Here is a 26,899-nt window from a genome sequence, read left to right as displayed (position 1 = left end):
CTTGGCGGTCAGGCCGCTTCCTGCGCCTTGCGGTTTTCGTCCGTCACTTCGTCGGTGGTAACGGCGAACCGCGCCAGCTGCGTGATGCCGAACGCCGTGGAGATCGCGACGTCAGCGGCGTCGCGACCGCGTGCGATCACCACGCGCCCGATCCGCGGATGGTTGTGGCGCGCGTCGAAGGTGAACCAGCGCCCGTCGAGGAAGGCCTCGAACCATGCGCTGAAGTCCATCGGCGCGGGGTCGCGGGGAACGCCGATGTCGCCGAGATAGCCGGTGCAGTAGCGCGCCGGGATATTCATGCAGCGGCACAGCGTGACGGCGAGATGGGCGAAGTCGCGGCAGACGCCGATCTGTTCGGCATGGCCCTCGGAGGCGGTGCGGTCGCAGCGCGCGTGGTGATAGCCGAACTCGATGCGGTCGTGGACGTAATCGCAGATCGCCTGGACGCGCGGCCAGCCTTCCGCAACGCCGCCGAACAGCGACCATGCGAGCTCGGACAGTCGTTGCGTGTCGCAGTAGCGGCTGCCCATCAGGTAGACCAGCACGTCATCGGGCAGCGCGTCGATCGCCCATTGCCGCGCGGCGGGCGCGACTTCGTCGGGCCGGCCGCTGTCGGCGATGACGAAATCGTTGCGGATCTCGATCACGCCTGGTGGCGCAACGAGGCGCGTGCAGACGTTGCCGAACATATCGAGGTAATCGCGTGACGCGATGCCGCCGGAGAGGCTGATGCGATGCTCCGACCTCAGGTCCGGCGCGCGGGACGGATGGACGCTGAGCATCAGCACCATCGGGGTTTCCTGGAAGCACTGGAATGCGATGTCGTAGCCTGCCCGTATTTTCAACGCCCACTCCATAGGTTCGCCTGCTGGGTTCGCATCAAGCGTCAATGGCAGGAGATGGTTCCGCGCGATTGCGGATTAAGGCTGCTGAAATTGCAGGCGTTCGTGGTGCTGAAATCGTCGTCGCCGCTGGGGAACCGTTCGCTCCCCGGGTGCGCGCGATCAAAATGCCGCGGCCTCCGTTAGGGGAGCTAACGGAGGCCGCGTTGGTACATCACGCCGCGCCTAGGTTCGCGACGAGATGTGGGAGCTCTTTAAGAGAGGTCAGAACGGGAGCAGGACGTCCAGCACCTGTTGGCCGTAGCGCGGCTGTTGCACGTCGCTGATCTGGCCGCGGCCGCCATAGGCGATGCGGGCCTCCGCGATCTTCGAGGAGTCGATGGTGTTGTCGCTCTGGATATCCTCCGGGCGTACGATGCCGGCTACGATCAGTTCGCGCATTTCGTAATTGACCCGGATCTCCTGCTTGCCTTCGACCACCAGATTGCCGTTCGGCAGTATCTGGGTGACAACGGCCGCGACGTTGGTCTGCAGCGCTTCCTGGCGGTTGACCGAGCCCTTGCCGTCGCTGGATGAGGTGGAATCGGCGGTCAAGAGCCGTCCGGGCAGCACCTTCTGCGCCTGGGCGCCGAGCGTCTTCGCGCCGAGGAAATCGGTGACGCCGGAGTCTTCGGTATTGGTGCGGCTGCGCTGCGTTTCGTTGGCGATATTGGCCTTGTCCGTGATGTTCACGGTGACGGTGAGGATGTCGCCGACGCGTGCGGCGCGCTGGTCCTTGAAGAAGGCCCTCGAACCGCTTCGCCACAGCGAGTTCGGGCTGTAGGAGGCGACCTCGGGCTTCGGCATCGGCATCTGCACCGGCTTGTAGCCGGGCGCCGTGGTCGGATTGTCGATCGAGGCCAGCTTCGGCTGCTCGCCGATCTGGGAGAGGCGGTCGATTGCCGAGCAGCCGCTGGCGATTGTTCCGAGCGCGAGCAGCGAAACGGTCAGGAGGAAGCGGTTGGTACGATACGGGGACATGACACTTACTCGGCGTTTGGAGCGACTGAACTGAGTTTGACGGTGGCGGGCGGCTGGGCGGTGCCGAGCGAAGAGGTGGCGTCGGCGGCCGGTGCCGGGCGCGGCGTTGCGACCTCGATCGCAACCTGGCCGCGGCCGATCACGGTGCCGGAGACGACACGCTTGGACTGCAAATTCATCACGCTGACGACGTCGCCTTCGGTGCCGCCGTCCATCGCCTTGCCGCGGACGGTGAGGTAGAGGCCGGCGTTCTGGTAGATCAGCGTGACGTTCTGGTCGCGGGTGACGAGATCGGGCTTGACCAGATCGGGGGTGCGCAGCGCCCGGCCGGCGGTGATCTGGCGGCGGGCCTGCATGCCAATGGCGCTGTCGCGCGCCGCGGCGTCGGTGCCGACCTCCGCTTTCGGGCGGCGTTCGACCACCACGTCGGAGGCCTTCAGCACATCGCCGCGCTCGACGCTGCGGGTCAGGATGGCGGCCTCGACGGTCTCGATCGCGGTTCCGGTGAAGCGCAGCTTGAGCGGCGCGGCGCCGGCGGCATTGGCGATCTCGAAGCTGACGTCGAAGCGCGCACTGCGCGGTTCGTAGCGCACCGCGACCGGCTGCATCGCGCCGGTGTTGGTGGCTTCGAGGCGGAGGTCACCGGGATCGCGGTCGAAGGTCAGGCTCATATTGGCGGCATCGCCGAGGCCGTGGCGGCGCTCGAGCGCGTGCGCCACCTGCTGCTCGAGCTCCTTGGTGTCGATCGTGCGCGCCAGCCGCGTCACCGTGATCTCCTTGAGGCCGCTAGTGTCGACGCCGATGACCTGGCGCGCGCGCAGCATGTTCAACACCTGCGCGACCGGCAGCGTGCCCGTGGTGCCGAGGTCCGGCGCGCGGTAGATCGCAACGGTGGCGGCGCTGCCGGCGTTGTCTATGAGGTCGCCGACCCGCACGATGTCGTCCGCGACAGTGACGCTGGCGCGCAGCGTCGGGACCGCGATGGTGTCGCCGCTGCTTTGCGCCGCCGCGGAGGTCGTGGCCGCGACCAGGGTCACGGTCGCGGCGAGCAGGACCGAGGCTGCCAGGACCGAGACTGCGAAGGGCGAGCGGGCGATCATCGACATCATCCTCAACGGAACAGGTTGGAGGTGGACTGCATCATCTGGTCGGCCGCGGAGATCACCTTGGAGTTCATCTCGTAGGCGCGCTGTGCCGCGATCAGGTTGGAGATTTCCGAGACCACCTCGACGTTGGCCTGTTCGAGGTTGCCCTGTTGCAGGTCGCCGTAGCCGTCGGCGGAGGCGATGCCGTCCTGCGCCGGACCGGAGGCCGGCGTATCCGTGAACAAATTGTCGCCGATCGGATTCAGCCCGGCCTCGTTGATGAACCGCGTCAGGCCGATCTGGCCGACCGTGGTCGAGGCAGTCGAGCCCGGCAGCGTTACCGAGACCTGGCCCTGCGTGTTGATGGTGATGCCCGAGGCGTTTTGCGGGATCGTGATGGTCGGCTGCACCGGATTGCCCTGCGCGGTGACGACGCGGCCCTGGTTGTCCATCTGGAACGAGCCGTCGCGGGTGTAGGTGAAGGTGCCGTCCGGCATCAGGATCTTGAAGAAGCCGTCGCCGCGGACCGCGAGATCGAGGGTGTTGCCGGTCGGCGACAGCGTACCCTGGGTCATCATGCGCGGCGTGCCGACGGTCTTGACGCCGCCGCCGAGGTCGATGCCGACAGGCAGGATAGTGCCCTGACTGGAGGCCTGCGCGCCGACCCGGGTGACATGGTCGTAGATCAGGTCCTGGAACGCGGCGCGCTGCTTCTTGTAGCCGGTGGTTTGCAGGTTCGCGATGTTGTTGGAGATCACCTGAACGTTGAGTTCCTGTGCCGCCATTCCGGTCGCAGCGGTATATAATGCGCGCATCGGTCAATCCTCCGGATCAGGTCGGCACGTCGGCGAGCTTCTCGATCGCCGATTTGTGCAGGTCGCTCTGCTGCTGCAGAAGCGATGCGATTGCGGTGTAGGTCCGCGTGATCTCGACCATGCGGCTCATCTCGGTGACGGAATTGACGTTGGACTTCTCGATGAAGCCCTGCCGGATCTGCGATTTGGTGTCGATCGCCGCCGTGGCGCCTTCACCCGGCGCGTAGAGGTTGCCGCCTTCCTTCAGCAGGCGCTGGGCCTGCGCGAACGACGCCAGCCGCAGCTTGCCGCGCACCGAGTCGGTTCGGGCCGTGCCCTCGACCACCGTGATATTGCCGTCGGCGGCGATGTTGACGTCGTGATCGGTCTGCTGGAACACGATCGGGCCGGAATTGCCGAGCACCTGGTAGCCCGAAGAGGTGACGAGCTGGCCCTGGTTGTTGATCTGCAGATTGCCGTCGCGGGTGTAGCGTTCGCCGCCGGGCGTCTGCACCACGAGGAAGCCGTCGCCGTCGATCGCGACGTCGAGCGGGCTCTTGGTCTGCTCGGTCGGACCCGCCGTGAAGTCGTGGAAGGTGGCGCGGTCCTGCACGAACGAGACGCGGCGGTCCGAGGAGGCGAAATTGTCCTCATGCGCGCTCGTCGACAGATATTCCTGGAACAGCGAGCGGTCGGCCTTGAAACCGTTGGTGTTCATGTTCGCGAGGTTGTTGGAAACGACATCGAGTTGCCGCTCCAGCACCATCTGCTTCGATAGTCCGACCAGAAGCGTATTCTGCATCGGTGGTTCTCCCCTGTGAGGTGATCCGATTGCTAAGCTCTCCCAAGCCTTGACACCGGATCGTCGGTAACCTCTCGGCTCTCCCAAGCCTGCCGGTTACGCTTGTCCTCTCAGCGAAAGCCGTGCCAACTCAAAATATTACGTAATTTGAATGGGTTAGGTGTTTTACCGGGCGCCTGACGGGGCGGCAGAAAGGTCTTGTTGACCATGTTTGCCCGGCAGTTTTTTCCTAGTGGAGGGTTAATGCTAAGTTTCCATTAACCATTATTACCGCAGAGTTGCCGTCAGTGGGGGCGCGCGTGCGCCAGCGGCATTTGTATCGCGTCTTCAGGCCAAGGCTGGTGGTAATCGCGTTCGCATCCTTCAATTGAAGCGGGCGGACGATGGCGGACGAGGAAAAGACGGATAGCGGCGACGGCGCAGCCGCCGCCCCGAAGAAGGGCAAGCTCAAGCTGATCATTGCCGCCGTCGGCTTCCTGGTCATCGTCGGTGCCGGTGCAGGCGGATGGTTCTTCTTCATGCGCAGCCACGGCGAGGAGCACCACGCCGAAGCGCCGCCGCCGAAGCCGCCGTCCTTCGTCGACATCCCCGACATGATGGTCAATCTGGTTGGAGCGCCCGGCGAGCGCGTGCAGTACCTGAAACTGAAGCTGGTGCTCGAGGTCAAGGAAGAGAAGCAGGCCGAGGCCATCAAGCCGGCTTTGCCGCGCGTCACCGACCTGTTCCAGACCTATATGCGCGAACTGCGCCCGAGCGACCTCAACGGCTCGGCCGGCCTGTTCCGCCTCAAGGAGGAGCTGACCAAGCGTGTCAATCTCGCGCTGGCGCCCAATCAGGTCAACGCGGTGCTGTTCAAGGAAGTCGTGATCCAGTGACGGGGCGGATATAAAGCCATGGCCGGCAACGACCAGATGGACCAGGATGCCATTGCGGCGCAATGGGAAGCCTCGCTCGATTCCGAGGATCCCGTTGCCGCAGCGGAGGAGGCGGCCAAGAACGAACTCACCGAGAACATGTCGCTGCAATGGGCAGCCATGGTCGAGGACGGCAGTCGCGATTTCGGCAGCAAGACCGCCAATGGCGAGCGCGTGCTGTCGCAGGAGGAGATCGACAACCTCCTCGGCTTCACCGTCGGCGACGTCAGTCTCGACGAGCATTCCGGCATCCGCGCCATCATCGATTCTGCGATGGTGTCCTACGAGCGCCTGCCGATGCTCGAAATCGTATTCGACCGCCTGGTGCGGTTGATGACGACATCCTTGCGCAATTTCACCTCCGACAACGTCGAAGTCTCGCTCGACCGCATCACCTCGGTGCGGTTCGGTGACTACATGAACTCGATCCCGCTGCCGGCGGTGCTCTCGGTGTTCAAGGCGGAGGAGTGGGAGAATTTCGGCCTCGCCACCGTCGATTCCAGCCTGATCTATTCGATGATCGACGTGCTGCTCGGCGGCCGCCGCGGCCAGACCCAGCTCCGCATCGAGGGCCGGCCCTACACCACGATCGAGACCAACCTGGTCAAGCGCCTGGTCGAGGTGGTGCTGTCGGATGCCGAACAGGCGTTCCGGCCGCTGTCGCCGGTGACGTTCACGATCGACCGGCTCGAGACCAACCCGCGCTTCGCCGCGATCAGCCGCCCGGCCAATGCCGCGATCCTGGTGCGGTTGCGCATCGACATGGAAGACCGTGGTGGCAATGTCGAATTGCTGCTGCCCTACGCCACCATCGAGCCGATCCGCAACGTGCTGTTGCAGATGTTCATGGGCGAAAAGTTCGGCCGCGACGAGATCTGGGAAGGCCATTTCGCCACCGAAGTGGCGCAGGCCGAGATCTCGGTCGATGCGGTGCTCTACGAGGCCGACATTCCGCTGAAGCAGCTGATGCGGCTGAAGGTCGGCGACACGCTGCCGCTCGACATTAGCGCCAACTCGCTGGTGTCGGTTCGTTGCGGCAACGTCATTTTGACCGAAGGGCGTATGGGGCGGGTCGGCGACCGCGTCGCGATCCGCGTCACCAAGAATTTGCGCAAGCCGCAAACCACCTTCGCGATGTTCGAGAGGGCGGACGAGCAGACCAAGATGATGGAGGCACCATGAGTCACGGACTTGGAATAGCAATCGAGAGTCTTGTCGCAGTGCTTCTGATGCTGACGATCGGCTATTGCTGGCTGCTCAACAAGCGGCTGCAGCGGCTGAAGGCGGACGAGCATTCGCTGAAGGCGACGATCGGCGAACTGATCACCGCGACCGAGATCGCCGAGCGGGCGATCGGCGGGCTGAAGCACGCCGTTCGCGACGTCAACGAGAACCTCGGCAACCGGCTCGAGGCGGCGACGCAGATGTCGGCGCATCTGAAGAGCCAGCTCGCCGAAAGCGATCATGTGGTGCGCCGCCTGTCCAAGATCGCGCTTGCGGCGCGGCCCGCTGAACCCCCAGCGGGGCCTGTATCGGCATCGGTGCCATCAGCAGCGGTCGCACCGGCGCCGAGGGTCTCCGCCGCGCGTGCCGTCGCGGCGGCCGCCGAAGCCTTCACCGAGCGCCGGAGGGCCAGCGGCCTCGCTGCATGAAGTGGTTCCGTGACATTAGGGTGATACCCGTCGTGCTGGCCGCGATCTTCGGCCTGATGGTGCTGAAGATCGCGGGCCTCGTGCTCGATGGCGGCTACGTGTTCGACTACGATCCGCAGTCGACCACGCAGTCGTGGGCACAGGAGACCTTCAACTTCCCCAGCCGCAACAAGGTCGCGGCGGACAAGGTCAGGATCGACCCCGCCGACATCACGGGATCGGTGGAAGGCAAGGAAGAAAAGAAGCAAGAAACGAAGGAGGAGCCGCCAAAGCCCGTGGCTCCCGAAGCCGCGCCCAAGCCTGACGGCGTGGTGGTCAATATGGACCAGACCGCGCCGGTCTCGGCCTCGGAGCGCGCCATCCTGGAACGGCTGCAGGCGCGCCGCCAGGAACTCGAGCAGCGCGCGCGCGAGGTCGATATCCGCGAGAGCCTGTTGAAGGCCGCCGAGAAGCGCATCGCGTCCAAGGTCGAGGAGGCCAAGGCCAACGATGCCCAGGCGATCGCCACCGCGGCCAAGAAGGCCGAGGCCGACGCCGCCCGCTTCAAGGGCATCGTCACCATGTACGAGAACATGAAGCCGAAGGACGCCGCCAAGGTGTTCGACCGGCTCGACATGAGCGTGCTCTACGAGATCGCCTCGCAGATCCAGCCGCGCAAGATGTCCGACATCCTCGGCCTGATGCAGCCGGAAGCCGCCGAGCGGCTCACCGTCGAACTCGCGCGCCGCGCCGGCAGCAACACGACGAGCGATGATCTTCCCAAGATCGAGGGCAGGCTGCTGACGCCGAAGTCGAATTGACGGGTTAGCGTGGTTTCTTCGCCTATCGCTGGGAGACGTGTGGCGCCCCAACCAGCCTGCGGCTGGCGGATGATCTGGAGCGTGACGTCATCACAGACTGGGTGATTTGAGCGTGGTATCGTCCCCCCACTGCATGCGCATGGCCCCATGGGGTGGCTCGTGGTGCTCGGCGCGGTGACCTTCCGATCCACGGCTCGTGCGCAGCAACCGGGCACGCAAATTGTCGGATTTTCTCGGCAGCGGATCACATGACCCAACCCATTAAATTGTCCGTCTTGCGCCAGCACCCGTACTTTCGCGATCTTGCGGCCGAGGCGCTCGACCAGCTTTGCCGCTACGCCAAGCACACTGTGCTGAAGCGAGGCGCCACGCTTTTCGCCAAGGATGATCCGGGCAACAGCCTTTACGTTGTTATCAGCGGCACGGTGAAGATCAGTATCTCCTCCTCCGAAGGCCGCAACGCAATCCTCAACTTGATCGGGCCCGGCGAGCTGTTCGGCGAGATGGCGGTGCTGGATGCACAGCCGCGGAGCGCCGACGCCACGGCGAACACCAATTGCGAGATTTTCGTCATCGACCGCCGCGACTTTCTCCCCTTCGTGCGCAGCCAGCCGACGCTCGCCATGAAGTTCATCGAGCTGTTGTGCGCGCGGGTTCGGCGGACAAGCGATCAGGTCGAGCAGCTCATTCTGCAGGATTTGCCGGGGCGACTTGCCAGCGCGCTGCTTGGCCTGAGCGAGGCGCGCAAGCTCGATGCCGAAGGGGGCACCATTGCGATTACGCAACAGGAAATCGGCGACATGGTCGGCATGACCCGCGAGAGCATCAACAAGCAATTGCGGGCGTGGGTCTTGCGCAAATGGGTTCGTCTTGAACACGGCGCGATTGTCGTCCTCGATGCGCCGGCGCTGCGGGAGCTCGCGAGCGCAGGAACGCGCGGCGACGATTGACGCCCATTTGGAGATTCTGTTTTCGAAGCGCCTCGTGCGTGCCCGTGCGACACAACGCCGCAAAATAGACACACAAGGAACGCCAGCTCCCAATCGGGCCATCGTGAGCAATGGTTGCGGAGAACCTGACATGCGGGCACGGATCATTGCGACCTTGTGTGCCTTCGCTTTCAGTCCCATCGGAGCTCAAACTGCGTTCGGAGCCGAAGCCGCATCCGGCTGCGGCATTCCGTCGGATATCCATGACGGATGGGCGATGACGTCGCCGGAAAAACAGGGCGTGAACTCGAGACTGCTTTGCACGATGGACGACGGCATAACCGGCGCCAAACTCGCCAATGTGGACGCAATTGTCGTCGTTCGCCACGGGGTGCTCGTCTACGAACGCTACTTCGCCTACCCTCAGCAGCAGATCCATGCCGACGCGACCACGCGGCACCGCGGCAATTCTATGACCAAAAGCGTCGTCTCGCTGCTGGTCGGGATCGCCATGGATCGCGGCTTGATCAAGGACCTGGACGCTCCGGTTGTTGCGTATTTTCCAGATGATGCCGATCTCCATATGCCTGACAAGGATCCCATAACCCTGCGCCATCTCCTGACAATGTCAGCGGGATTGGGCTCCGGCAGAGCTCCCGGTGTCTCCTTCGAGTACAACAACAGCGAAACCGAACTTGTTGGAGCCATCCTGAAAAAGGTCACCGGGAAGACCGTCGATGTTTTGGCTCAGGAGGACATTTTCGCACCGCTCGGCATCAAAGATGTTGAGTGGTATAAATCGCCGTTTACCGGTCTTCCAACATCGAGTGAGGGGCTGAACCTGCGGCCCCGCGACTGGGCGAAAATCGGCCAGCTTGTTCTCAATCGTGGAGTTTGGGACGGTCGGCAGATCGTTCCGGCGTCTTGGGTGGTTCAATCGACGGCTGAGCAAATCAGGACGGAAGGCCCGCGCTCTTATGGCTATCAGTGGTGGCTCGGGCAATCACTGGACAGGGACCGCGTCGTTCAATGGATCTACGCGAGGGGCTACAATTCCCAAAAGACCATCATCATCCCCGCGCTTGACATGGTCGTCGTCTTCAACGCGTCCCACGTATCCAAAAACATGGTTGCGCCCGAGTTGGACTTGTTGGATCGATACATTTTGCCCGCGACTTCAAAGGATTGATTTCGGATTCGCGACGACCCGCGATTGAGGTCGGCATCGCAATCTGTGTGCAGCGTCATGTCTCGGCCTTGGCAGTAGCCGCAGAACTCCAGAGGGAACCGGGATTGGCCCGATCGGGGTAAAGCTCCAGCATCCGGTCATAGAACTCGCGGGCGGTTTTTGTCGCGTCGTTCAACCGAATGAAGTCGCGGATGTATTGACGCGTTTCCTCCACATTTTTCGGACTGTCATCGTTGCCAGGAATCTTGTGTCCCGCAACAACCGCTGACGGCTTCAGCGCGTCGATCCTGTCGAGCGCGGCAATCCATTCCAGCCTGGTTTGCCGGTTCGACTCGTTGAGGAATGGATGAATGCCGTTATAGACGGCGTCGCCGGCGACGACCAACCCGATGGATGGGACGTGAAGACACGTTGTATCGTCAGTGTCCGTATGCCCGACCTTCGCAACGATCAATTTGCTTCCTTCCAAATCGATCTCACTGCCGTCCAGGGGCTCCGCGATGGAAATGGGGTCCGGAATTTGATTTGGGAACAGTTTGCGCCACCGGCTATTCAATTTCTCCGGCGTGATCTGAAGCTTCATTTTTGCGACGACTTCAGCTGTCGCCAAGGCTTTCACGCCTGGGAATCGATCCTGCAAAACCTTTATCCCGAAGAAGTGATCGCCATGTCCATGGGTGACATAAATTGCTTTCAGCGTCTTCCCGCTCGCAACAATGGCGTCGGCCAAACCGTTGCACTGCTCCACCGTAAGGAAGGTATCGACGAGGACCGCCTCTCGCTCTCCGTAGATGAGCGTCGCCGAATTGGCCACCCACATCAGGGGCTCCTTACCGGGCGGCACATCGCGGTTCAGGCCCGGGCGAGTGACAGTAAACACCTTGTACCTCAACGAGGGCGTCTTGCTATCCGAACCCGCCATTGCTGCTCCCGGCATCATCGGCAGCACGGCCAGAGAAACCAGCTTCATCATATCGCGGCGGTTCATATTAAACCTCGTATTCAAGGAAGTTGTGCCAAGGGCGAGCCTCGTGCGTGGCTCTGTACCGGGTGTGATGGCGCCCGAATTTTCGTGACGATCGCCTCCACCATTATATGACGATTATACTTTAAATCTAACGTGATGGGTGTCTGACTTGGCGTCAAGTCAAGGCGTCGTGAGGCAGAAGCATGGGATACTCGGGGCAGATGTGACCGCCGGGCGGCGCCATGGAGCGCATCACTTGCTTCTCCGACAAACTTCTCGTGAGTGTCGCAGCTGTCGTGAAGCAGTGGCGCATCATGAGCGTGCTCTACGAGATCGCCTCGCAGAGCCAACCGCGCAAGATGTCCGACATCCTGGGAGACTGCACGCTAGGGACGGCGTACTTCGAAGTAGGTTTTGCCGCCGCGATGAAAGCCTGCTTCCTCATAGAAGCGCAGGGTGGTCTCCCGCTTCGAACCCGTCGCCAACAGGACTTTGTAGCAATCGGCCTGCCAGGCAACATCGAGCGCATGAGCAAGAACCCGTCGGCCGAGCCCCAGCCGACGGTAGTCGGCGTGAGTGACGACGTTCTCAATCACCCCATATGATCTGCCGCCTCGCGTTAGGTTCGGCACGATCGCGAGCGTGCACGAGGATACGAGTAGCTCCGCTGCTTGCGCCACGATCACGGTCATGACGCCGGATGTCAGCAATTTCGACCAGACGCGCTCGGCGGTTGCTGCCTCGAGCTGAGGATCGTGCGGATGAAGGTGTCGGTAAAGCTTCAACAGCTCGGGCAGATCGTGTGCTGCCGCAGAGCGGACAATGGCTTCGTTCATGGACTGATACCAGGGATCGATCAGAAGAGTGCATTATAGCCGTCTAAACTCGACGTCTGAAAGACGTGAGGGACCTGTTGAAAGAATTGGCTTTGGCGGTCGCCGACTTCCGTTCCGGGCACTATGCACCGCGATCCGCACCCAATTTTCCAACCGGTTAGATGGCTGCCATCCTGACGCCTGGTTTCTTCCTGACGGTGACCGAAACAAGCCGTTTCGCCGCACGTGGTCCCGCTCGCAAGAGGAGAAGCCCGTCATGTCGAGACTAGCAATCGCGTTGGTGTTGGCGCTGGTCGCGACCGGGACCAACGCGCAAGATACCAAGTCGGGACAATCGGGCACGCCGGCTGTGGCCAGCGCGAGTGGAACGCGGCTGTTCCTGTTTGACGGACGAGTGCCAGGTGATGGCGTCCGGCAGCGAGCGCTCACCGACGATCATCAATCCAACGCTGGCGCCATCGTCATGCCACCGAAAGCCAGCCAGCCAAGGCGCGAACGATGAGTCCGCGCACCCGGTTACTGAATTAGTCATCGGCGCCGTGTCCGCTGCGGGTTCCTAGCCAGCCAATTAAGGTGACAGTGCTGGACTGCACCCCGTAAGTGAGACACGCTAATTTCTGTGACAGGTTGTCCCTGAGGATGACCGATGACAGACAAGCCGGATCGCCAAGCAATGGCGAAAGTCCGGCAACCGGTTCAGTTAGGGCGGTTGCACCATCTGCTCAAACGACAGCGAGATGAACTCGGCCGGCCTCACCAGCGCTACACTGACAATGACTTTCAGGACGCCGTTGGCGACGTCGTCGTGCGACATGGACGTACCGAGACCGACGGTAACGCTGAATGCCTGGACGGGGGTCGCGCCAAACAGTGCTCCGGCCTTCCATTGGTTGATCAGAAAGTTGTCGATCTCGCTTGCCACGGCACTCCAGGTCGCGGGCGTGTTCGGCTCGAGCGCGAAGCTTTGCAATGCCTGTTTGATCGACTGCTCGAACATGATCAGCGTTCGCCGGACCGACACATAGCGCGTATCTTCGCTATTGCCGTTCAAGGTGCGCGCGCCCCAGACCAAGACGCCTCGCCCGGGGAAGGCGCGGATCGCGTTGACGGCCTTGCCGTCCAGCGGCAAATTCAAGTCCTGCACGTCGGCATCCGACAAGGCCACAGCCGGCTTGACCACCGAACTGATGTCGACGCCCGCCGGAGCCTTGAACACGCCGCGCGTGAAATCGGTCCGTGCATAGACGCCGGCGATGGCGCCCGATGGCGGCAGGAGGTTTACGGCGCTCTGCAAGGCGAGCATCAGCGATTGGTAGAAAGGGACGATTGCCTGAAGAGCGTGGTGCGCCGCTTGCCGGAGCGCTGGCGCGGCCGGTTGCGACGCAGGCGCCAGCCCGAGATCCCTCACGAAGTTCTTGAGCGTTGGCGCGTCGGGCCGTTTCGCAACGAAGTCATTGAGTCTGTCGAGCAGCGTTCCGCGTGCGTTGGCAGTCAGGAACGCGATCGTGATGTCTTCGAACTCGACAATAAACGTCGCGAGCCACGGATAGTATGCCGCGCCGTAGTCGAGTCCGACCAAACCGATGCCGCTACGGAAATTGCCGATCGGATCATTCTCGCTGAGCCCGCTGCTGCCGGCAAACACGTCGAGAATGGCGACGCAACTCGCCAGGTCCGCACAATGCGACAGCGTCGCGCGCTGAATAGCCTCCGCATCCTGCCGCGACAGGCTCATCGTGTCAGCGATGACGATCATCGTAGCGTCCGGCTGCTCGGTCAGCAGGTCCAGGCCCGCCTGAAGATCGTCCTTCGTGATCGCATTGTCGTAACTTCCTACGCTGACGATGTAGCAGGGGCCGCCGCCGTTGGCGAAGAACAGTCGCAATGCATAGTACAGATAGTAGCGGGCATGGGCGACATGGCTGTCCGTGTCGGCACCCAGCGCAGACGTGCCCGGCTCCTGCAGCACAAAGGACGTTTGGGCCGACCAGTCATCCGGCATCGGGCCGAACTCGAACTGCGTTACCGGCGCGCCACCGAAATGAGCCTTATATTCGGTTAAGCTGGAGAGGCGGAACGGCGTCCGGTGCAGCGACCTCGCGCCATCCGCCGCGATCTCCGTATATCCGATGAAGGCGGGAACGGCGGTCTCGACTTCGACGATGGAGTTGGGAAAGCTGGTGACTTCCTGAATAAAGACGCCCGGTGTTTTCGGCTGTGCCATGATGCCAAATCCAATTCATGCGCGATGAAATGACTACGGACCCTGACGTCTCGGGTCGATAAAAAGCACTCGCGGTCGGAGCAATCCGCCTCGCCAAATCCTGGCTTCAGTGACCTTCATATCACGATTTCGATGCGGTTCGGGCCATGGAGGGCCCGCGAGTTGCTTCGTAGACAACGGACACGCCGTCTATCATTGATTTTTCTCATCTTTTCGGGGCCACGCCGCAATTGACGTTAACAGCTCCTTAACGCCGCCAATCCAAGATCGGGACGCGTGGGCGAGGGCGCTTCGCGCTGGCATTGTTGAGGCTTTGACAAGACGTTTCGAGATGGCGCGAACGGCTGCCGCTGGAACATGGTCGCAGGGCCGCGCGTGGGCGCGGATTGCCCGTCTGTGCGCGCTTGCCTCCGGCCTCGTTCTCGCCGTTCTCGCATCGCCGACCGCTGCGCGCGCCGAAGATCCCGTGCCACCGGTGCCGGGTGAGGCGACATTCTCCGCCGCCAACGGCTTTGCCCGGCTGACGCTGAAGCTGAAGGAGGACGTCGAGTCCGAGGTGACGACGGCGGGCTCGATCATCGTGATCCGCTTCAAGCGTCCGGTCGACGTCCCCGTCGAGAAACTGTCGGAGGCCGTACCCGACTATGTCGGCTCGGCGCGCCGCGATCCGGACGGCTCGGCCATCCGCCTGTCGCTGGCACGCCGCGTGACCATCAACACCATGACCGCGGGCGAGCGCATCTTCATCGATTTCCTGCCTGACAGCTGGACCGGTCCGCCGCCGTCGCTGCCGCAGGAGGTAATCCGCGAACTCGCCGACCGCGCCCGCGCCGCCGAGCGCCTGCTTCGCCTGCAGCGCGCGGCCGATGCCGCGAAGAAGCGACCGCCGGTGCGCGTCCGTGCCCTGCTGCAGCCGACCTTCGTGCGTTTCGTCTTCGAGGTCCCCGACGGCGTCGGCGTCTCCTCGGTGCTGAACGAGCAGAAGCTGACGCTGTCGTTCAACACGCCCCTGATCTTCGACCTGGCGGATGCCAAGATTGCAGCCCCCCCGAACGTCGCCTCGATCGGCGCGCGCGCCGATACCGATACGTCGGCCGTCGACATGACATTGATCGGCGATGTCGACGTGCATTCGTTCCGCGAGGAAAAGAACTACATCGTCGACGTCGCGTTCCAGCGCAACGAGCAGCCGGAGCCGGCGACGCCGGCCGCCACCTCGCTGATGCCCGCGGTTCGCGGCAAGCAGAAGGGGGCGGCGCTGCAGCAGCCGGCCGCGGTCGCCCCGGTGACGTCGGAAGGTTTTGCGCGAGAGGCCAGGATCGAGATCAAGCCTGCACAGGCGAAATCCGAGACGCCCCAGTCTGAACCGGTCAAGTCCGAGACCGCTAACTCCGAGCCAGCCAAATCCGAGCCAGTCCAGGCTGCGGCTGCATCGGCGCAGAACGCGCCTGCGGACGAAAGCAGGCCGGCTGCGGTCCATGACGGCAAGGCTGGAGGCGCGGCAGAAGCGCGGCAGGCGGCTCTCAGCGAGGCGCAGAAATCGCCGGCTCCTGCAATGGAGCGTCCCGCGACGGCGCCGCAGGCCGCCTCGCAACCACCGCCCTCGGAGGCGCGCCCGAACGTCAAGACCGGTTCGGTTGAGGCGCAGCGCGACAGCGACGGGCTCCGCGTCACCTTCTCCTTCCCTTCAGCGACGCCCGCCGCATTGTTCCGCCGCGCCGACGCGGTGTGGATGGTGTTCGATTCGCTTGACGCCATCGACCTCGATCCAATCCGCGACAAGGGCGGCGCCATCATCGGCGACGTCAGCCGGATTCCGCTGGAGAAAGGGCAGGCGATCCGCATCCGCCTCAACCGGCCGCAGATGCCTTCGCTCGAAAGCGACGACCGCTCGCGCGGCGTCAGCTGGACGCTGACCTTCGCCGACCGCGTGCAGAAGCCGCCGCTGCCGCTCACCGTGGTGCGCAACATCTCCGATCCCGCGCTCGCCAATGTCAGCGTGCCGCTTGCCAATCCCGGCCAGCTTCACAGGCTGGTCGATCCCGATGCCGGCGACACGCTCTGGGTCGTGACCGCGCCGCCGCCGACCCGCGGCATCATGAAGCGGCAGGATTTCGTCGAGCTGTCGCTGCTGGAATCGATCCACGGTCTCGTGGTGCATCCGAACGCCGATGACGTGAAGGCCGAGGTCAGCGCCGACAAGGTGATGCTGGGGCGGCCCGGGGGGCTGACCCTGTCGTCGGCCGACGTCGCCGCCGAGCGCGCCACCGCCGCGGTCAAGCCGCTGTTCGAGGTCGACGAATGGCGCAAGAACCAGTCGGAGAATTTCCTCGAGCGCCTCGACGGCCTGATCACGGCGATCTCGGCGGCCAATGCCGAGCAGGTTCCGCAGGCCCGGCTCGATCTCGCCAATTTCTACATGGCGCGCGGCATGTATCCCGAAGCCCATGCGGTCACCAATCTGATCCTCTCCGACAGCAAGCGCGGCAGCGAGGAGCCGGCCGTGGTGATGACGCATGCGGTGGCGAGCATCCTGGTCGGCCACCCGGCGCAGGGCCTCAAGGACCTCGCCAATCCCGTGATCGGAAACGGCTACGATTCCCAATTGTGGAAGGCGCTTGCCTTTGCGCGCCAGGGCAAATGGGCCGATGCGCGGGAGCGATTCAAGAACGCGGAATTCTCGGTCGCGACGCTGCCGTCCGACCTGCAGCGCATCATCACCATGGATGCGATGCGGGCCTCGCTCGAGGTGAAGGACTATGCCGGCGCGGCGCGGCGCAAGAGCGACCTCGACGTGGTCGGCGTCCCCGACGACGTCAAGCCTGCCGTCGCCGTGCTGAAGGGTCGGCTGGGCGAAGCCCTCGGCCAGGAGAAGGATGCGCTCGACGCCTATCGCTTCGCCGCCAATTCGGCCGACCGCGAGGCCGCCGCCGAAGGCAAGCTGCTCGAAACCCTGCTGCGGCAGAAGCGCGGCGAGATCGGCCAGGCCGACGTGCTGAAAGAACTCGAGCTGCTATCGATGATGTGGCGCGGCGACGCCATCGAGCTGAAGACGCTGTTCGTGCTCTCCAAGATTTATTCCGACACCGGACGCTATGCCGACGCCTTTGCCGCGACCCGCGCCGCGACGCGGCTGCAGCCGAACTCGCCGGAATCGCGGCAGGCGCAGGATGCGGCCTCGGCGCTGTTCACGGAGCTTTTCCTCGGCGCCAAGGGCGACGAGATGCAGCCGATCGACGCGCTCGGCACCTTCTACGAATATCGCGAGCTGACCCCGATCGGCCGCCGTGGCGACGAGATGATCCGCCGTCTGGCCGATCGCCTCGTCGGCGTCGATCTGCTCGATCAGGCCACCGATCTGCTGCAATATCAGGTCGACAAGCGGCTCGAGGGCGCGGCGCGCGCCCAGGTCGCCGCGCGCCTTGCGATGGTTTATTTGATGAACCGCAAGCCCGACCGCGCCATCGCCGCGCTGCGCCTGACCCGGATCGCCGACCTCTCCGGCGAATTGCGCCAGCAGCGGCTGCTGCTCGAGGCGCGCGCGCAGAGCGATGTCGGCCGGCACGACCTCGCGCTCGACATCATCTCCAACATCACCGGCCGCGAGGCGATTCGGCTGCGGGCGGACATCTACTGGGCACAGCGGCAATGGCGCGAGGCGTCCGAGCAGATCGAGCTTTATTACGCCGATCGCTGGCGCGACTTCACGCCGCTTAATGCCGCCGAGAAGGCCGATATCATCCGCGCCGTGGTCGGCTACGCGCTCGCCGAGGACGCCATCGGCCTGTCGCGGTTCCGCGAAAAATACGCGCCGCTGATGTCGGGTGACGCCGACAGGCTGGCGTTCGACGCGGCCAGCAAGCCGGTCGCGACCTCTAGCGCGGAGTTCGCCTCGATCGCCAAGATGGCCGCGGGTGTCGACACGCTGGACGGTTTCATCCGCGAGATGAAGACCCGCTTCCCCGACGCCACCGCCCGCGCGCCGCTCCCGGATCCGGTCTCGACGGGATCGCTGCCGGACAAGGCCCAGGATAAGGCAAAGGATAGGGAAAAGGCTACGCCGGTGAGCGACCTGCCGGCAATCAAGGGTGAGAAGCGCGCGAGCGCCGCCCAGTAACACCTCTCGACAGACGTCCGTCAAATCGGCAACCTCGGCGCAAACTGGAAAGCGCCGGGAGGAAGCCGTCACATGAGCAAACCGATCAAGACCGAAGCCGAACTGATCGCGATGGCGCGCGTCGAATTGAAGGTGCACGCCGACTGCCCTGATGGCATCGATATCTCGGTCCTCCGCGACGGCGACAGCTGGGAATTCCGCGCCAGCGCCGAGGACGCCACGGTGGCCAAGCCCGGCTATCCCGAATGCGTCGCGATGCTGGTGCAGATCGGCGATCACCTCAGCAAGCAGTATGATGTGAAGAATGACTAACGGCCTCAGCCCCTACCTTCCCGTTGGTCTGACGATGTGGAGCCAATCGAAGGGGCAAGATATCTAAGGGCAAGACATCTAAGGGCAAGACATGCGAAGGGGCGAGACATGCGAACAATCCAGCTGCGCCGAAATGGTCTCACTCGCTTGCTTTCCGGCGTCATCGTTTGCCTCGGAGTCTATTGCGGTTCTCTGACCGGGCCGACGCGGGCCCTGGCGCAAGACGTGCTCCGGGCAGCTCCGTATCCTGTCGGGATGACACAGCTCGAATATGTCGACGCTTCCGACGGCCGGCCGTTGAACTTGATGCTGATCTATCCGGCCGCTCCGGCGCCGGCCGCCGTTCCTTTCAAGATGCACCTCGCCGTCAACTTGCACTTGTACAAGGACGCGCCAGTCGTGTCCGATGGTCTGAAGCACCCGCTCGTCATGTTCTCGCACGGGGCAGGCGGCAACGGCGCGCTTTATGCGTGGTTCGGCGAATATCTCGCCTCCCACGGCTATCTCGTGGCAATGCTGTATCACTTCCGGGCCAATACCTATGATTCGAGCGCGCTCTACGTGCGCAACCGGATCTGGCAGCGGCCGCACGATCTCAGCCTCGATATCTCCCATCTTCTTCAAGACAAGGTCTGGGGATCGCACATCAATCCAAACCAGATCGGCGTGGCCGGACATTCACAGGGGGGATTCACCTCGCTCTGGATTGGCGGTGCCAAGGTGAATCCCGACCTTTTCGTTCGTTTCCAGCGCGGCTGGAAGACCAACGAGACGGTGCCGGCTTATATCCGCGAGCAGATGAGCGTTGATGCCGAACCCGCGCGCGACCTGCGCGACGATCGGGTGCGCGCCGCCTTTGCGATGGCTCCTGGCGATATCAGGGGGTTCGGCATGGACGAGGCCGGGCTGCGGCAGATGGCGATCCCGACCTACCTGATCGTCGGAGCCGGTGACACCACAACACCATCAGATGACAATGCCGGCTTCGCTGCGAAATACATCCCGCATGCGCAGTTGGACGTGATGCCCGGTCCGGTCAGCCACGAGATCTTCGGCAACGAGTGCGACCAGGTCGGGCGCGACAATTTTCCCGATGCCTGCAATGATGCCCCCGGCGTGGATAGGGTCAAGCTGCACGATCACATCGGCAACGCCGCGTTGCAGTTCTTCGATTCGAACCTCAATGTGCGGCGAGAGAGCCCGAAATGAAACGCAATCTCCACTCTTGCGTTGGACGACCGGGCTAACGTTGTTCGTCGGCCGCTACTTCGCGTCACTCCGCACGATGTCATAGACGACACCGACCAGGTCATGGAGCTTGTCTGCCTCGGCCGCGGGCTGCGAGTTCGTCTGCAGCGTGATCATGAGATCGTTTTTTTCGAACCACACATAGAGCGTCCGGTAGCCGAGCGTCTCACCCTGGTAGAACCAGTGCGAGCCAATCGACCCGAGGACGGCCCTGCCGAGGCCGAGCGAGAATCCGCGCGGGTCGTCCGTCGTGACGTCTGCGATCGGCTCGCCGGTCTTGATCGATACCAGCTCCATCCATTCCGCCTGTTGCTTCGGCGGCACCACGCGTCCCCCGAACACGGCGCGCATCCAGCGATCGACATCGCGCGCGTCGGCGATTGCGCCACCTGCCGCCTGCGCCCATGAGGTGCTCATGGAGCTGATGTCACGGCCGATCAGCGCGAGATTCCAGGACTTGACGCATTTGGGTTGATAATCGGCGCAGGCCGGATTATCGAAATAGCCGTGTGCAAGGCGATCGGTCACGGCGGCCGGATACGCGCCGCTTTCGTAGAACGTGCTGTCCAACCCGACCGCTTCAATGATCATTTGGTGCACGAGGTCACGATAGGACTGGCCGGCAACCTTCGCCGCTATCATGCCTGCGAGGATGTAGTTGGTGTTCGAATAGTGGTAACCGCTGCTGTTGGGCAGATCGCCGCTCCCGGTGGGATAGGCGAGCTCGATCAGATTTTCGGCAGTCAGATCGCGCGTGGGCTCGTTGACCCAGATGCGGGACATGGCTTCGGTCTCGGAGTAGTTCGGGATACCGCTCGTCATGTTGAGGAGGCGCCGGATGGTCACCGCCTTCCACGCCGGATATTGCGGAAGCCATTTGCCGAGCGGGTCGTCGATCGACAACTGGCCCGCGGCCTCAAGCTTCAGGATCAAAGCCGCCGTGAAGGACTTCGATGTGCTGCCCATCTGGAACAGCGTGCCCTGGCGAACCGGCGCGTCCTGTGGAGCGCTGCCGACCTTTCCGGCGAACGCCTCGATAGCCGGACCGGTATCCCCGAAGCTGACATAGGCAGCGACGCCCGTGACCTTCTCAGCCGAACCGCGGTCGGCCAACCATGCTTCCAGGGCCGTCTGGATCCTCGCAGTCCGTGGTGAATCCGCTTGTGCGCCCGAAGCCGCGAGGATCATCAGGCCCGCTGTGAGCATGAGCGCCGCGCATTTGCTGACCACCATGGTGCCTCCGTCGGCATGATCAGTCGCAATCTATCGCCACGTCAATGCCGCCGCAACGCCGCAACGCCGCGAGGGCGTCGATGGTGGTTCGTTGCCATTTGCCCGGCGCGCCCGTAACCTCCGTTCAATCATTTCCTCAAACGAGAAAGAGTATGGACCGCATCGACGCCATGAAGGTCTTTGTCGCGGCCGTCGACGAAGGCAGCCTCGCCGGCGCGGGGCGGCGGCTGCGGCGGTCGCCGGCGGCGGTCAGCCGGGCGATCGCGTTCCTTGAACATCATGTCGGCGCCGAGCTGCTTCACCGCACCACGCGGTCGCTGAAACTGAGCGAGGCGGGCCAGCGCTACGCGGCAGCCTGTCGCCGGATCCTCTCCGAGCTCGAGGAAGCCGACATTCTTGCCGGCGGCGAACGGACCGCGCCGCGCGGCACGCTGACGATCACGGCCCCCGTGGTCACGGGTGAAGACGTACTGCGGCCGGTGCTCGATGCCTTCATGGCGGAATATCCGGCGGTCACGGTGCGGCTCGTGATGCTCGACCGCACCGTGAACCTGATCGACGAGGGGATCGACGTCGCGCTGCGCATCGCCCATCTCGCCGACTCCAATTTCGTGGCGATCAGGCTCGGCGAGGTGCGCCGCGTGGTGGCGGCGTCACCCGGCTATCTCGCGCAACATCCTGATATCAGCGAGCCGGCGGACCTGGCAAAGCACAGGATCATCGCGATGACGCATTTCGGAATCGATTCCTGGAGCTTCCCGCCATCAAGGAAATCGAAGGTCGCGCGCGCGATCCAGTTCACGCCAAGGCTTGTCGTCAACACGGTGCGCGCGGCGGTCGCCTCGGCCGCGGAAGGGCACGGCATCACCCGGCTGTTCTCCTATCACATCGCCGAGGAAATCCGCGACGGCCGACTGCAGATCCTGCTGGCGAAGGATGAGCATCCGCCACTGCCGGTGCATCTGCTCGCGCCGCAAGGACGCTTCGACGTGCCGAAGGTGCGTGCCTTCGCCGATTTTGCCGTGCCGCGGCTGAAACGCTATTTCGAGCGGCTGACGCGCGAGGCCAGCCGCAATGCCGGCGCCATTCATTCGCGGCGCGGAAGAGTGTCTGCCGAATAGCGGGCATTCGCGCGGATAGCGCATGTATCTAGGTTGATCTCCATCGAAACGGCGCTGAGCCGCTTCACCAACCGATGGAGAGAGATCATGGGTGCAGAACAGAAGGTTGCCGTCATTACGGGCGCATCGCAGGGGATCGGCGAGGCGCTGGTCAAGGCCTATCGCGATCGCAACTATCGTGTCGTCGCCAATTCGCGCGGCATCAAGCCGTCCTCCGACCCTGATGTCCTGGCGGTGGCAGGCGACATCGGCGATCCCGCGACCGCGGACCGCATCGTTGCGCAAGCGCTGGATCGCTTCGGCCGCATCGATACGCTGGTCAATAATGCCGGCATCTTCATCGCAAAGCCGTTCACCGATTATACCGACCATGACTATGCGTCGATCCTCGCGATCAATCTCAACGGCTTCTTCTACATCACGCGGCGCGTGGCGAAGGAGATGGTGAAGCAGGGCTCGGGGCACATCGTGCAGATGACGACCAGCCTCGTCGATCATGCCAGCAGCAGCGTTCCCTCCGTGCTGGCGTCGTTGACCAAGGGCGGGTTGAACGCGGCGACCAAGTCGCTGGCGATCGAATATGCCGCCAAGGGCATTCGGGTGAACGCGGTTGCGCCCGGCGTCATCAAGACGCCGATGCATGCCCCCGCGACCCATGATTTTCTCGCCAAGTTGCACCCAGTCGGCCGGATGGGCGAGGTCAAGGACATCGTCGACGCCGTGCTGTTCCTGGAGACTGCGGGCTTCGTCACCGGCGAGATCCTGCATGTCGACGGCGGCCAGAGCGCCGGCCGCTAGCGCATGATCGGGAGCGTGTCATGCCTATCGTCACCGTTCAGGTTACGCGTGAGGGGACGGCGCCAGGGGCGTCGTCCACCACGCCGGAGCAGAAGGCCGCTCTGATCAAGGGCGCCAGCGAGCTGCTGCGCGACGTGCTCAACAAGCCCATGGAATCGACCTTCGTCGTCATCGAGGAGGTCGACACTGACAATTGGGGCTGGGGCGGACTGCCGGTGCTCGCGTATCGCGAGAGGCTCGCAGCGATGCGCAAGCCGTGATCGCTGCGAACGATCGCAGCGATCGGAACTAATCATTTTTCACGATCTGCCGAAGGGTTTAACCGATGTCGATGTCCGGGACCAATGTCGATCATCATCGCCGGCGCCATCACTCGGCGCCGCAGGATGCGGGCGGGTCGGTGTGGCTGTCTGCAGCCGCAGGACTTTGCGCCTCGCTGGTCGGGCTGGGGCTCGCGCGCTTTGCCTATACGCCGCTGATCCCGGCGCTAATCGCGGCAAAATGGTTCACGCCATCGGAAGCCGTTTATCTCGGCGCCGCCAACCTCGCCGGCTATCTCGCCGGCGCGCTGATCGCCCGCGATCTCGGGTCGCGCATCGGCTCGGTGTGGGCACTGCGCAGCATGATGCTACTTGCCGCGCTCTGCTGCTTTGCCTGCGCGGTGCCGATTTCTTTCATCTGGTTCTTCGGCTTCCGCTTTCTCGCCGGCGTCACCGGCGGTGTCATCATGGTGCTGGCGGCATCGACCATCCTGCCGCACATCGCGCCGAGCAAGCGCGGCTTTGTCGGCGGCGTGATTTTCGCCGGTGTCGGGCTTGGCGTCGCAGCGTCGGGCACGCTGGTTCCGCTGTTGCTGCAGCAGGGCGTCACGCAGGCCTGGGTCGGCCTCGGTGTGCTGTCGGCGGTGCTGACGCTGATCAGCTGGAAGGCGTGGCCATCAGAGGCGCCTGCGGCGCAGGGCGGCGAGGCGCATCATGTGGCGGCGCATGGCACGAGGTCGCTGATGGTGCTGATGCTGTGCGTCGAGTACGGCCTCAACGCGCTGGCGCTGGTGCCCCACATGGTCTTCCTGGTCGATTTCGTGGCCCGCGGACTTGGGCAGGGGATCGCGGCAGGATCGCATTACTGGGTGCTGTACGGCCTCGGCGCCGTCATCGGCCCGCTGTTGACCGGGCATCTCGCCGATCGCGCCGGCTTCGCCGCGGCGCTTCGCGTCGGCTTCCTGGTTGAAGCCGTGGCCGTCGCGATGCCTGCGGTGAGTTCATCACTCGCCGTGCTGATCGTGTCCAGCATCATCGTCGGTGGCTTCACGCCCGGCATCGTGCCGCTGGTGATCGGCCGCATCCACGAGCTGATCCCGCATTGCGCCGCCGGCCAGCGCACCGTGTGGGCGCAGGCTACCACGACGTTCGCACTGTTCCAGGCGGCCGGCGCCTACGGGATGTCCTATTTGTTTACGCAAAGCGGCGGCGACTATACGTTGCTGTTCGTGATCGGTGCGGTAGCGGTGGCCGCGGCGCTGGCACTCGATCTCGTCGCCGGGCTCACGGCGACACGCAATCGTCCGGCCTGATCGCCAGCTAATGTTGCGCTTGCGCCGGGGTCGAGACATCGGCGGCGGCGAGGCCGATGTCTCGGTTGTGCTCGACCGCGGCATATATGGCGAGGCTTGCCAGGATCGATCCGTAGAGGCTGAACGCGACGATCGTCCAGTTGTTGGCAACGCGGCGGTCGCCGCTGTCCAGCTCTTCGATGAATTTCTGCATTGGCGTCCCCCACATGCTTCGCATTACGAAAGCACGGGGGACGTCGCGCGAGATGTGAAGCAGGTCACGTTTGGCGCCGCCGCGCCCTGGAACAATCACCATCGTGATGAACGAATGGTTGGCGCAAGGCGCACGGTTCGCACTTTACGAATCGTTAACCGCGCAGTTGCTTCGCCAGGACCGCGATGAAGCGGTCGGCGTCGGCCTCGTCGTTGAAGACGTGCGGCGAGATGCGCATCCGGCCGAGCCGCAGCGCGACATGGATGTTCTCGGCGCCAAGCTGCGCGATCAGGTCTTTCGATATGCCGCCGGCCATGCCGAGGCTGAGGATATGCGGCGCGCGCAGGCGGCGATCCAGCACGCTGACGCCGAGGTCGCGCACGCCATCGGCGATCCGTTGCGTGAGCATCGCGAGCCGCTCGACGACGGCGGCCGCGCCCCAGTCCGCCATCATCTCCATGCCGATCGACGCCATCTCCAGCGAGATGTAATAATCGCGCTCGCCCATGTCGTAACGCCGCGCGTTGTCGACATAGCCGAGATCGCCGAAATAGACCGGGTTCTCGGAATTCACGTTGCGGCGTCCGGCGGCGGTCTGCTCCAGCGGCACGCCGTTGTGATGGCGTTTCGCCATGTAGAGGAAGGCGCGGCCGTAGGGGCCGATCAGCCACTTATAGGTCGGGAAGATCACCGCATCAGGGTCGAGTTGCTTGACGTCCATCGCCACGACGCCCGCGCCATGCGTCGCATCGATCACCAACATTGCGCCATGCCGCCGCAGCGCCGCCTGCACCTTGTCGACGTCGATCAGGCCGCCGTCCGACCAGTGCACCGACGAGATCGAGGCGAGGCCGACCGGCGGCGCGCCTGACCGCTCGATCGCGGTGAGCACCGCCGAGGTCCAGTCGCCGTCGGCGGGCTGGCGCACGGTCTCGATGACGAAGCCTTGCGCCTCGGCGCGGGCATGCCATTCCAGCACCGGCGAGGAGTGATCGTTCTCCAGCACGATGACGCGCGCGCCGCGCGGAACAGTCAGCACCTTTGCCGCCGTCGCGACGCCGTAGCTGATCGACGGGATCAGCGCGATGTCGCCGGCATCGGCATTGATCAGACGTGCTGCCGCCGCGCGGGCGCGTTCATACTGGCGGCTGTCGAAGCCGGCACCGAGTGTCCAGGGTTGGCCTTTCCGTCCGACCGCGGCGCGGCCGGCGTCGAGCGTTGTGCGCGGCAGCGCGCCGCTGGATGCCGAATTCAGGTAGCAGATGTCGGGTGGAATCTCGAACAGATGGCGCTGTGAAGGAAGCATGTCGGCTCGTTGTTGCGTTTGCTGAAGGTGCGTCGGCGCAGGCCGGACATTTATCCGTCGTACTGGTCCGGCCCCATCGCCCACGGCGCCTGCTCGTGGCCGTGCGCGAAGGTGCGGTTGGTTTGCGCCGGATTGCGATTGATCAGTGGCCGCAGATACATCGGATGCGTGGCGCTGCGCACCTCGTGCTCGACGGTGAACAGATGCCGGCCATCGGCGGGATCGACGATGTCGCAGAAGCGGTATTGGTACTGATTGTCCTCGCGCGAGACCAGCCCGCGCTCGCGCAGCCGCCGGTAGGGGCCGGAGAAGTCCGTGATGTAGATCTGGACATGGTGGCCGTCGAACTCCGGCTGCGCCCGATCGCTCTCGCGGAATTGCAGAACCTGATCCTTGCCGACCTTGACGCGCGCCACTGCGCCATCATCGTCCGCGAGACTGGCGGGAATGCCCATAATCTCGGGATAGAAGCGGGTGATTGCCTCAGCGGTGCCGTGCGGCACCTCGAATTCGACATAGGGGATGCCGAGCGAGACGCGCCCGAAACGGCCGGCATCCGGCTCATAGCAGCGTAGCCGATTGCCCCAGGGGCAGGTGGCCTCGACATGATCGTTGCGCGCACGATACGTGAATGCGGTGCCTTCGAGCTTGGGCGCAACCGAAGCCAGGCGGTCGAGCAGCGCCTGCCGCCCCGCGATCACGAGTCCGGTATGGCCGCGCAGCACCTGTGGCCGGCCGCTCGGCAGATGAAACTGGCTGCGGCCGACATTCACCCACATGTTGCTGTCCGACACCATCAGATAGGGATCGCGGGTCAGTCCGATGCCGGCGACATAGAACAGCGTCGCCGGGCGCTGGTCTGGTACCTGCACGTTGACATGCTCGAGATGGATCGAATTGCCGAGATCTTCTGCGGCGCGGTCGAATGGCTGCTGCATGGGCGT

26 protein-coding genes are annotated in these 26,899 nt (G+C 63.8%); 14 read left to right on the top strand and 12 right to left on the bottom strand.

Annotated elements, in window-relative coordinates; genetic code table 11:
* Window positions 1-8 precede the first annotated feature (8 nt).
* The 5 genes from UP09_RS28225 to flgF all read right to left on the bottom strand — a co-directional run bounded on the left by UP09_RS28225 (window position 9) and on the right by flgF (window position 4,543).
* Entirely contained in the window at window positions 9-845 is an 837-nt protein-coding gene (locus UP09_RS28225) for a transglutaminase-like domain-containing protein (RefSeq protein WP_044541669.1), read from the bottom strand.
* A 261-nt stretch (window positions 846-1,106) separates the two neighbouring features.
* A complete protein-coding gene (gene flgH, locus UP09_RS28220) occupies window positions 1,107-1,862 on the bottom strand; it encodes a flagellar basal body L-ring protein FlgH (RefSeq protein ID WP_044541605.1) in 756 nt (251 codons plus the stop codon).
* Window positions 1,863-1,867: 5 nt separating this feature from the next.
* On the bottom strand, window positions 1,868-2,962 hold the full coding sequence (flgA, locus tag UP09_RS28215) for a flagellar basal body P-ring formation chaperone FlgA (RefSeq protein WP_502689090.1): 1,095 nt from the start codon (window positions 2,960-2,962) through the stop codon (window positions 1,868-1,870).
* A gap of 11 nt (window positions 2,963-2,973) precedes the next feature.
* Complete coding sequence (gene flgG / locus UP09_RS28210) at window positions 2,974-3,762, bottom strand: flagellar basal-body rod protein FlgG (RefSeq protein WP_044541604.1); 789 nt, start codon at window positions 3,760-3,762, stop codon at window positions 2,974-2,976.
* 16 nt (window positions 3,763-3,778) lie between these two features.
* Window positions 3,779-4,543 (bottom strand): flagellar basal-body rod protein FlgF, encoded by a 765-nt coding sequence (gene flgF / locus UP09_RS28205; RefSeq protein ID WP_044541603.1) that lies wholly within the window; start codon window positions 4,541-4,543, stop codon window positions 3,779-3,781.
* A gap of 383 nt (window positions 4,544-4,926) precedes the next feature.
* Here flgF and fliL point away from each other — a divergent pair, with 383 nt between their 5' ends.
* The 6 genes from fliL to UP09_RS28175 all read left to right on the top strand — a co-directional run bounded on the left by fliL (window position 4,927) and on the right by UP09_RS28175 (window position 10,027).
* On the top strand, window positions 4,927-5,418 hold the full coding sequence (gene fliL, locus UP09_RS28200) for a flagellar basal body-associated protein FliL (protein ID WP_044541602.1): 492 nt from the start codon (window positions 4,927-4,929) through the stop codon (window positions 5,416-5,418).
* 18 nt (window positions 5,419-5,436) lie between these two features.
* Window positions 5,437-6,639: a flagellar motor switch protein FliM gene (gene fliM, locus UP09_RS28195; RefSeq protein WP_044541601.1), complete on the top strand. Its 1,203-nt coding sequence runs from the start codon at window positions 5,437-5,439 to the stop codon at window positions 6,637-6,639.
* Window positions 6,636-7,109, top strand: a complete 474-nt coding sequence (locus UP09_RS28190) for a DUF6468 domain-containing protein (RefSeq protein ID WP_044541600.1) — start codon at window positions 6,636-6,638, stop codon at window positions 7,107-7,109. The genes fliM and UP09_RS28190 overlap by 4 nt, the downstream gene beginning before the upstream one ends.
* Window positions 7,106-7,909: a MotE family protein gene (locus UP09_RS28185; RefSeq protein ID WP_044541599.1), complete on the top strand. Its 804-nt coding sequence runs from the start codon at window positions 7,106-7,108 to the stop codon at window positions 7,907-7,909. Before UP09_RS28190 ends, UP09_RS28185 begins: the two co-directional genes overlap by 4 nt.
* A 248-nt stretch (window positions 7,910-8,157) precedes the next feature.
* A complete protein-coding gene (locus UP09_RS28180; protein ID WP_044541598.1) occupies window positions 8,158-8,859 on the top strand; it encodes a Crp/Fnr family transcriptional regulator in 702 nt (233 codons plus the stop codon).
* 130 nt (window positions 8,860-8,989) lie between these two features.
* A complete protein-coding gene (locus UP09_RS28175; RefSeq protein WP_044541597.1) occupies window positions 8,990-10,027 on the top strand; it encodes a serine hydrolase domain-containing protein in 1,038 nt (345 codons plus the stop codon).
* Between the two features lie 55 nt (window positions 10,028-10,082).
* Here UP09_RS28175 and UP09_RS28170 read toward each other — a convergent pair whose 3' ends face one another.
* Both UP09_RS28170 and UP09_RS37160 read right to left on the bottom strand, forming a co-directional pair.
* On the bottom strand, window positions 10,083-11,015 hold the full coding sequence (locus UP09_RS28170; protein WP_245302248.1) for an MBL fold metallo-hydrolase: 933 nt from the start codon (window positions 11,013-11,015) through the stop codon (window positions 10,083-10,085).
* Between the two features lie 365 nt (window positions 11,016-11,380).
* A complete protein-coding gene (locus UP09_RS37160) occupies window positions 11,381-11,830 on the bottom strand; it encodes a GNAT family N-acetyltransferase (RefSeq protein WP_082070319.1) in 450 nt (149 codons plus the stop codon).
* 256 nt (window positions 11,831-12,086) lie between these two features.
* Between UP09_RS37160 and UP09_RS37155 the strand changes: the two genes are divergently transcribed.
* Window positions 12,087-12,332 (top strand): hypothetical protein, encoded by a 246-nt coding sequence (locus UP09_RS37155; protein WP_082070318.1) that lies wholly within the window; start codon window positions 12,087-12,089, stop codon window positions 12,330-12,332.
* A 198-nt stretch (window positions 12,333-12,530) separates the two neighbouring features.
* On the opposite strand, the gene UP09_RS28160 is transcribed toward UP09_RS37155, so the two are convergent.
* Window positions 12,531-14,054: a phage tail sheath family protein gene (locus UP09_RS28160; RefSeq protein ID WP_044541595.1), complete on the bottom strand. Its 1,524-nt coding sequence runs from the start codon at window positions 14,052-14,054 to the stop codon at window positions 12,531-12,533.
* A gap of 331 nt (window positions 14,055-14,385) precedes the next feature.
* On the opposite strand from UP09_RS28160, the gene UP09_RS28155 reads away from it, so the two are divergent.
* From UP09_RS28155 to UP09_RS28145, 3 genes are all read left to right on the top strand, one after another.
* The gene (locus tag UP09_RS28155; protein ID WP_044541594.1) at window positions 14,386-18,171 is read left to right on the top strand and encodes a hypothetical protein; all 3,786 of its coding nucleotides are present in this window, start codon (window positions 14,386-14,388) and stop codon (window positions 18,169-18,171) included.
* Window positions 18,172-18,243: 72 nt separating this feature from the next.
* Window positions 18,244-18,483: a hypothetical protein gene (locus UP09_RS28150; protein WP_044541593.1), complete on the top strand. Its 240-nt coding sequence runs from the start codon at window positions 18,244-18,246 to the stop codon at window positions 18,481-18,483.
* Between the two features lie 255 nt (window positions 18,484-18,738).
* On the top strand, window positions 18,739-19,692 hold the full coding sequence (locus UP09_RS28145; protein ID WP_210166774.1) for an alpha/beta hydrolase family protein: 954 nt from the start codon (window positions 18,739-18,741) through the stop codon (window positions 19,690-19,692).
* Window positions 19,693-19,746: 54 nt separating this feature from the next.
* On the opposite strand, the gene UP09_RS28140 is transcribed toward UP09_RS28145, so the two are convergent.
* The gene (locus UP09_RS28140; RefSeq protein WP_044541591.1) at window positions 19,747-20,964 is read right to left on the bottom strand and encodes a serine hydrolase domain-containing protein; all 1,218 of its coding nucleotides are present in this window, start codon (window positions 20,962-20,964) and stop codon (window positions 19,747-19,749) included.
* Window positions 20,965-21,116: 152 nt separating this feature from the next.
* Between UP09_RS28140 and UP09_RS28135 the strand changes: the two genes are divergently transcribed.
* The 4 genes from UP09_RS28135 (at window position 21,117) to UP09_RS28120 (ending at window position 24,456) form a co-directional block, all read left to right on the top strand.
* Window positions 21,117-22,085: a LysR family transcriptional regulator gene (locus UP09_RS28135; protein WP_044541590.1), complete on the top strand. Its 969-nt coding sequence runs from the start codon at window positions 21,117-21,119 to the stop codon at window positions 22,083-22,085.
* A gap of 87 nt (window positions 22,086-22,172) precedes the next feature.
* Window positions 22,173-22,883, top strand: coding sequence for an SDR family NAD(P)-dependent oxidoreductase (locus UP09_RS28130; protein WP_044541666.1), 711 nt, complete (start codon window positions 22,173-22,175; stop codon window positions 22,881-22,883).
* 20 nt (window positions 22,884-22,903) lie between these two features.
* On the top strand, window positions 22,904-23,143 hold the full coding sequence (locus UP09_RS28125) for a tautomerase family protein (RefSeq protein ID WP_044541589.1): 240 nt from the start codon (window positions 22,904-22,906) through the stop codon (window positions 23,141-23,143).
* 65 nt (window positions 23,144-23,208) lie between these two features.
* On the top strand, window positions 23,209-24,456 hold the full coding sequence (locus tag UP09_RS28120; protein ID WP_156164811.1) for a YbfB/YjiJ family MFS transporter: 1,248 nt from the start codon (window positions 23,209-23,211) through the stop codon (window positions 24,454-24,456).
* Window positions 24,457-24,463: 7 nt separating this feature from the next.
* On the opposite strand, the gene UP09_RS28115 is transcribed toward UP09_RS28120, so the two are convergent.
* From UP09_RS28115 to UP09_RS28105, 3 genes are all read right to left on the bottom strand, one after another.
* Entirely contained in the window at window positions 24,464-24,649 is a 186-nt protein-coding gene (locus UP09_RS28115; protein ID WP_044541588.1) for a hypothetical protein, read from the bottom strand.
* A gap of 154 nt (window positions 24,650-24,803) precedes the next feature.
* On the bottom strand, window positions 24,804-25,955 hold the full coding sequence (locus UP09_RS28110) for an aminotransferase class V-fold PLP-dependent enzyme (protein ID WP_044541587.1): 1,152 nt from the start codon (window positions 25,953-25,955) through the stop codon (window positions 24,804-24,806).
* A gap of 50 nt (window positions 25,956-26,005) precedes the next feature.
* Complete coding sequence (locus UP09_RS28105) at window positions 26,006-26,893, bottom strand: hypothetical protein (RefSeq protein ID WP_044541664.1); 888 nt, start codon at window positions 26,891-26,893, stop codon at window positions 26,006-26,008.
* Window positions 26,894-26,899 lie beyond the last annotated feature (6 nt).

The sequence above is a fragment of the Bradyrhizobium sp. LTSP885 genome, from assembly GCF_000938305.1.
Taxonomy (GTDB): Bacteria; Pseudomonadota; Alphaproteobacteria; order Rhizobiales; family Xanthobacteraceae; genus Bradyrhizobium.
The sequence above is the reverse complement of the archived record's forward strand: the minus strand, read 5'-3'. Positions and strand labels throughout refer to the sequence as shown.

Coding starts and splice junctions, on each gene's coding strand:
- fliM (WP_044541601.1), top strand. CDS start 5,437: ATGGCCGGCAACGACCAGATGGACCAGGATGCCATTGCGGCGCAATGG.
- UP09_RS28150 (WP_044541593.1), top strand. CDS start 18,244: ATGAGCAAACCGATCAAGACCGAAGCCGAACTGATCGCGATGGCGCGC.
- UP09_RS28140 (WP_044541591.1), bottom strand. CDS start 20,964: ATGGTGGTCAGCAAATGCGCGGCGCTCATGCTCACAGCGGGCCTGATG.
- flgG (WP_044541604.1), bottom strand. CDS start 3,762: ATGCGCGCATTATATACCGCTGCGACCGGAATGGCGGCACAGGAACTC.
- UP09_RS28135 (WP_044541590.1), top strand. CDS start 21,117: ATGGACCGCATCGACGCCATGAAGGTCTTTGTCGCGGCCGTCGACGAA.
- UP09_RS28170 (WP_245302248.1), bottom strand. CDS start 11,015: ATGAACCGCCGCGATATGATGAAGCTGGTTTCTCTGGCCGTGCTGCCG.
- UP09_RS28115 (WP_044541588.1), bottom strand. CDS start 24,649: ATGCAGAAATTCATCGAAGAGCTGGACAGCGGCGACCGCCGCGTTGCC.
- UP09_RS28180 (WP_044541598.1), top strand. CDS start 8,158: ATGACCCAACCCATTAAATTGTCCGTCTTGCGCCAGCACCCGTACTTT.
- UP09_RS28160 (WP_044541595.1), bottom strand. CDS start 14,054: ATGGCACAGCCGAAAACACCGGGCGTCTTTATTCAGGAAGTCACCAGC.
- fliL (WP_044541602.1), top strand. CDS start 4,927: ATGGCGGACGAGGAAAAGACGGATAGCGGCGACGGCGCAGCCGCCGCC.
- UP09_RS37160 (WP_082070319.1), bottom strand. CDS start 11,830: ATGAACGAAGCCATTGTCCGCTCTGCGGCAGCACACGATCTGCCCGAG.
- UP09_RS28125 (WP_044541589.1), top strand. CDS start 22,904: ATGCCTATCGTCACCGTTCAGGTTACGCGTGAGGGGACGGCGCCAGGG.
- UP09_RS28105 (WP_044541664.1), bottom strand. CDS start 26,893: ATGCAGCAGCCATTCGACCGCGCCGCAGAAGATCTCGGCAATTCGATC.
- UP09_RS28120 (WP_156164811.1), top strand. CDS start 23,209: ATGTCGATGTCCGGGACCAATGTCGATCATCATCGCCGGCGCCATCAC.
- UP09_RS28145 (WP_210166774.1), top strand. CDS start 18,739: ATGACACAGCTCGAATATGTCGACGCTTCCGACGGCCGGCCGTTGAAC.
- flgH (WP_044541605.1), bottom strand. CDS start 1,862: ATGTCCCCGTATCGTACCAACCGCTTCCTCCTGACCGTTTCGCTGCTC.
- UP09_RS28155 (WP_044541594.1), top strand. CDS start 14,386: ATGGCGCGAACGGCTGCCGCTGGAACATGGTCGCAGGGCCGCGCGTGG.
- UP09_RS28190 (WP_044541600.1), top strand. CDS start 6,636: ATGAGTCACGGACTTGGAATAGCAATCGAGAGTCTTGTCGCAGTGCTT.
- UP09_RS28130 (WP_044541666.1), top strand. CDS start 22,173: ATGGGTGCAGAACAGAAGGTTGCCGTCATTACGGGCGCATCGCAGGGG.
- UP09_RS37155 (WP_082070318.1), top strand. CDS start 12,087: ATGTCGAGACTAGCAATCGCGTTGGTGTTGGCGCTGGTCGCGACCGGG.
- UP09_RS28175 (WP_044541597.1), top strand. CDS start 8,990: ATGCGGGCACGGATCATTGCGACCTTGTGTGCCTTCGCTTTCAGTCCC.
- UP09_RS28185 (WP_044541599.1), top strand. CDS start 7,106: ATGAAGTGGTTCCGTGACATTAGGGTGATACCCGTCGTGCTGGCCGCG.
- flgF (WP_044541603.1), bottom strand. CDS start 4,543: ATGCAGAATACGCTTCTGGTCGGACTATCGAAGCAGATGGTGCTGGAG.
- UP09_RS28110 (WP_044541587.1), bottom strand. CDS start 25,955: ATGCTTCCTTCACAGCGCCATCTGTTCGAGATTCCACCCGACATCTGC.
- flgA (WP_502689090.1), bottom strand. CDS start 2,962: ATGATCGCCCGCTCGCCCTTCGCAGTCTCGGTCCTGGCAGCCTCGGTC.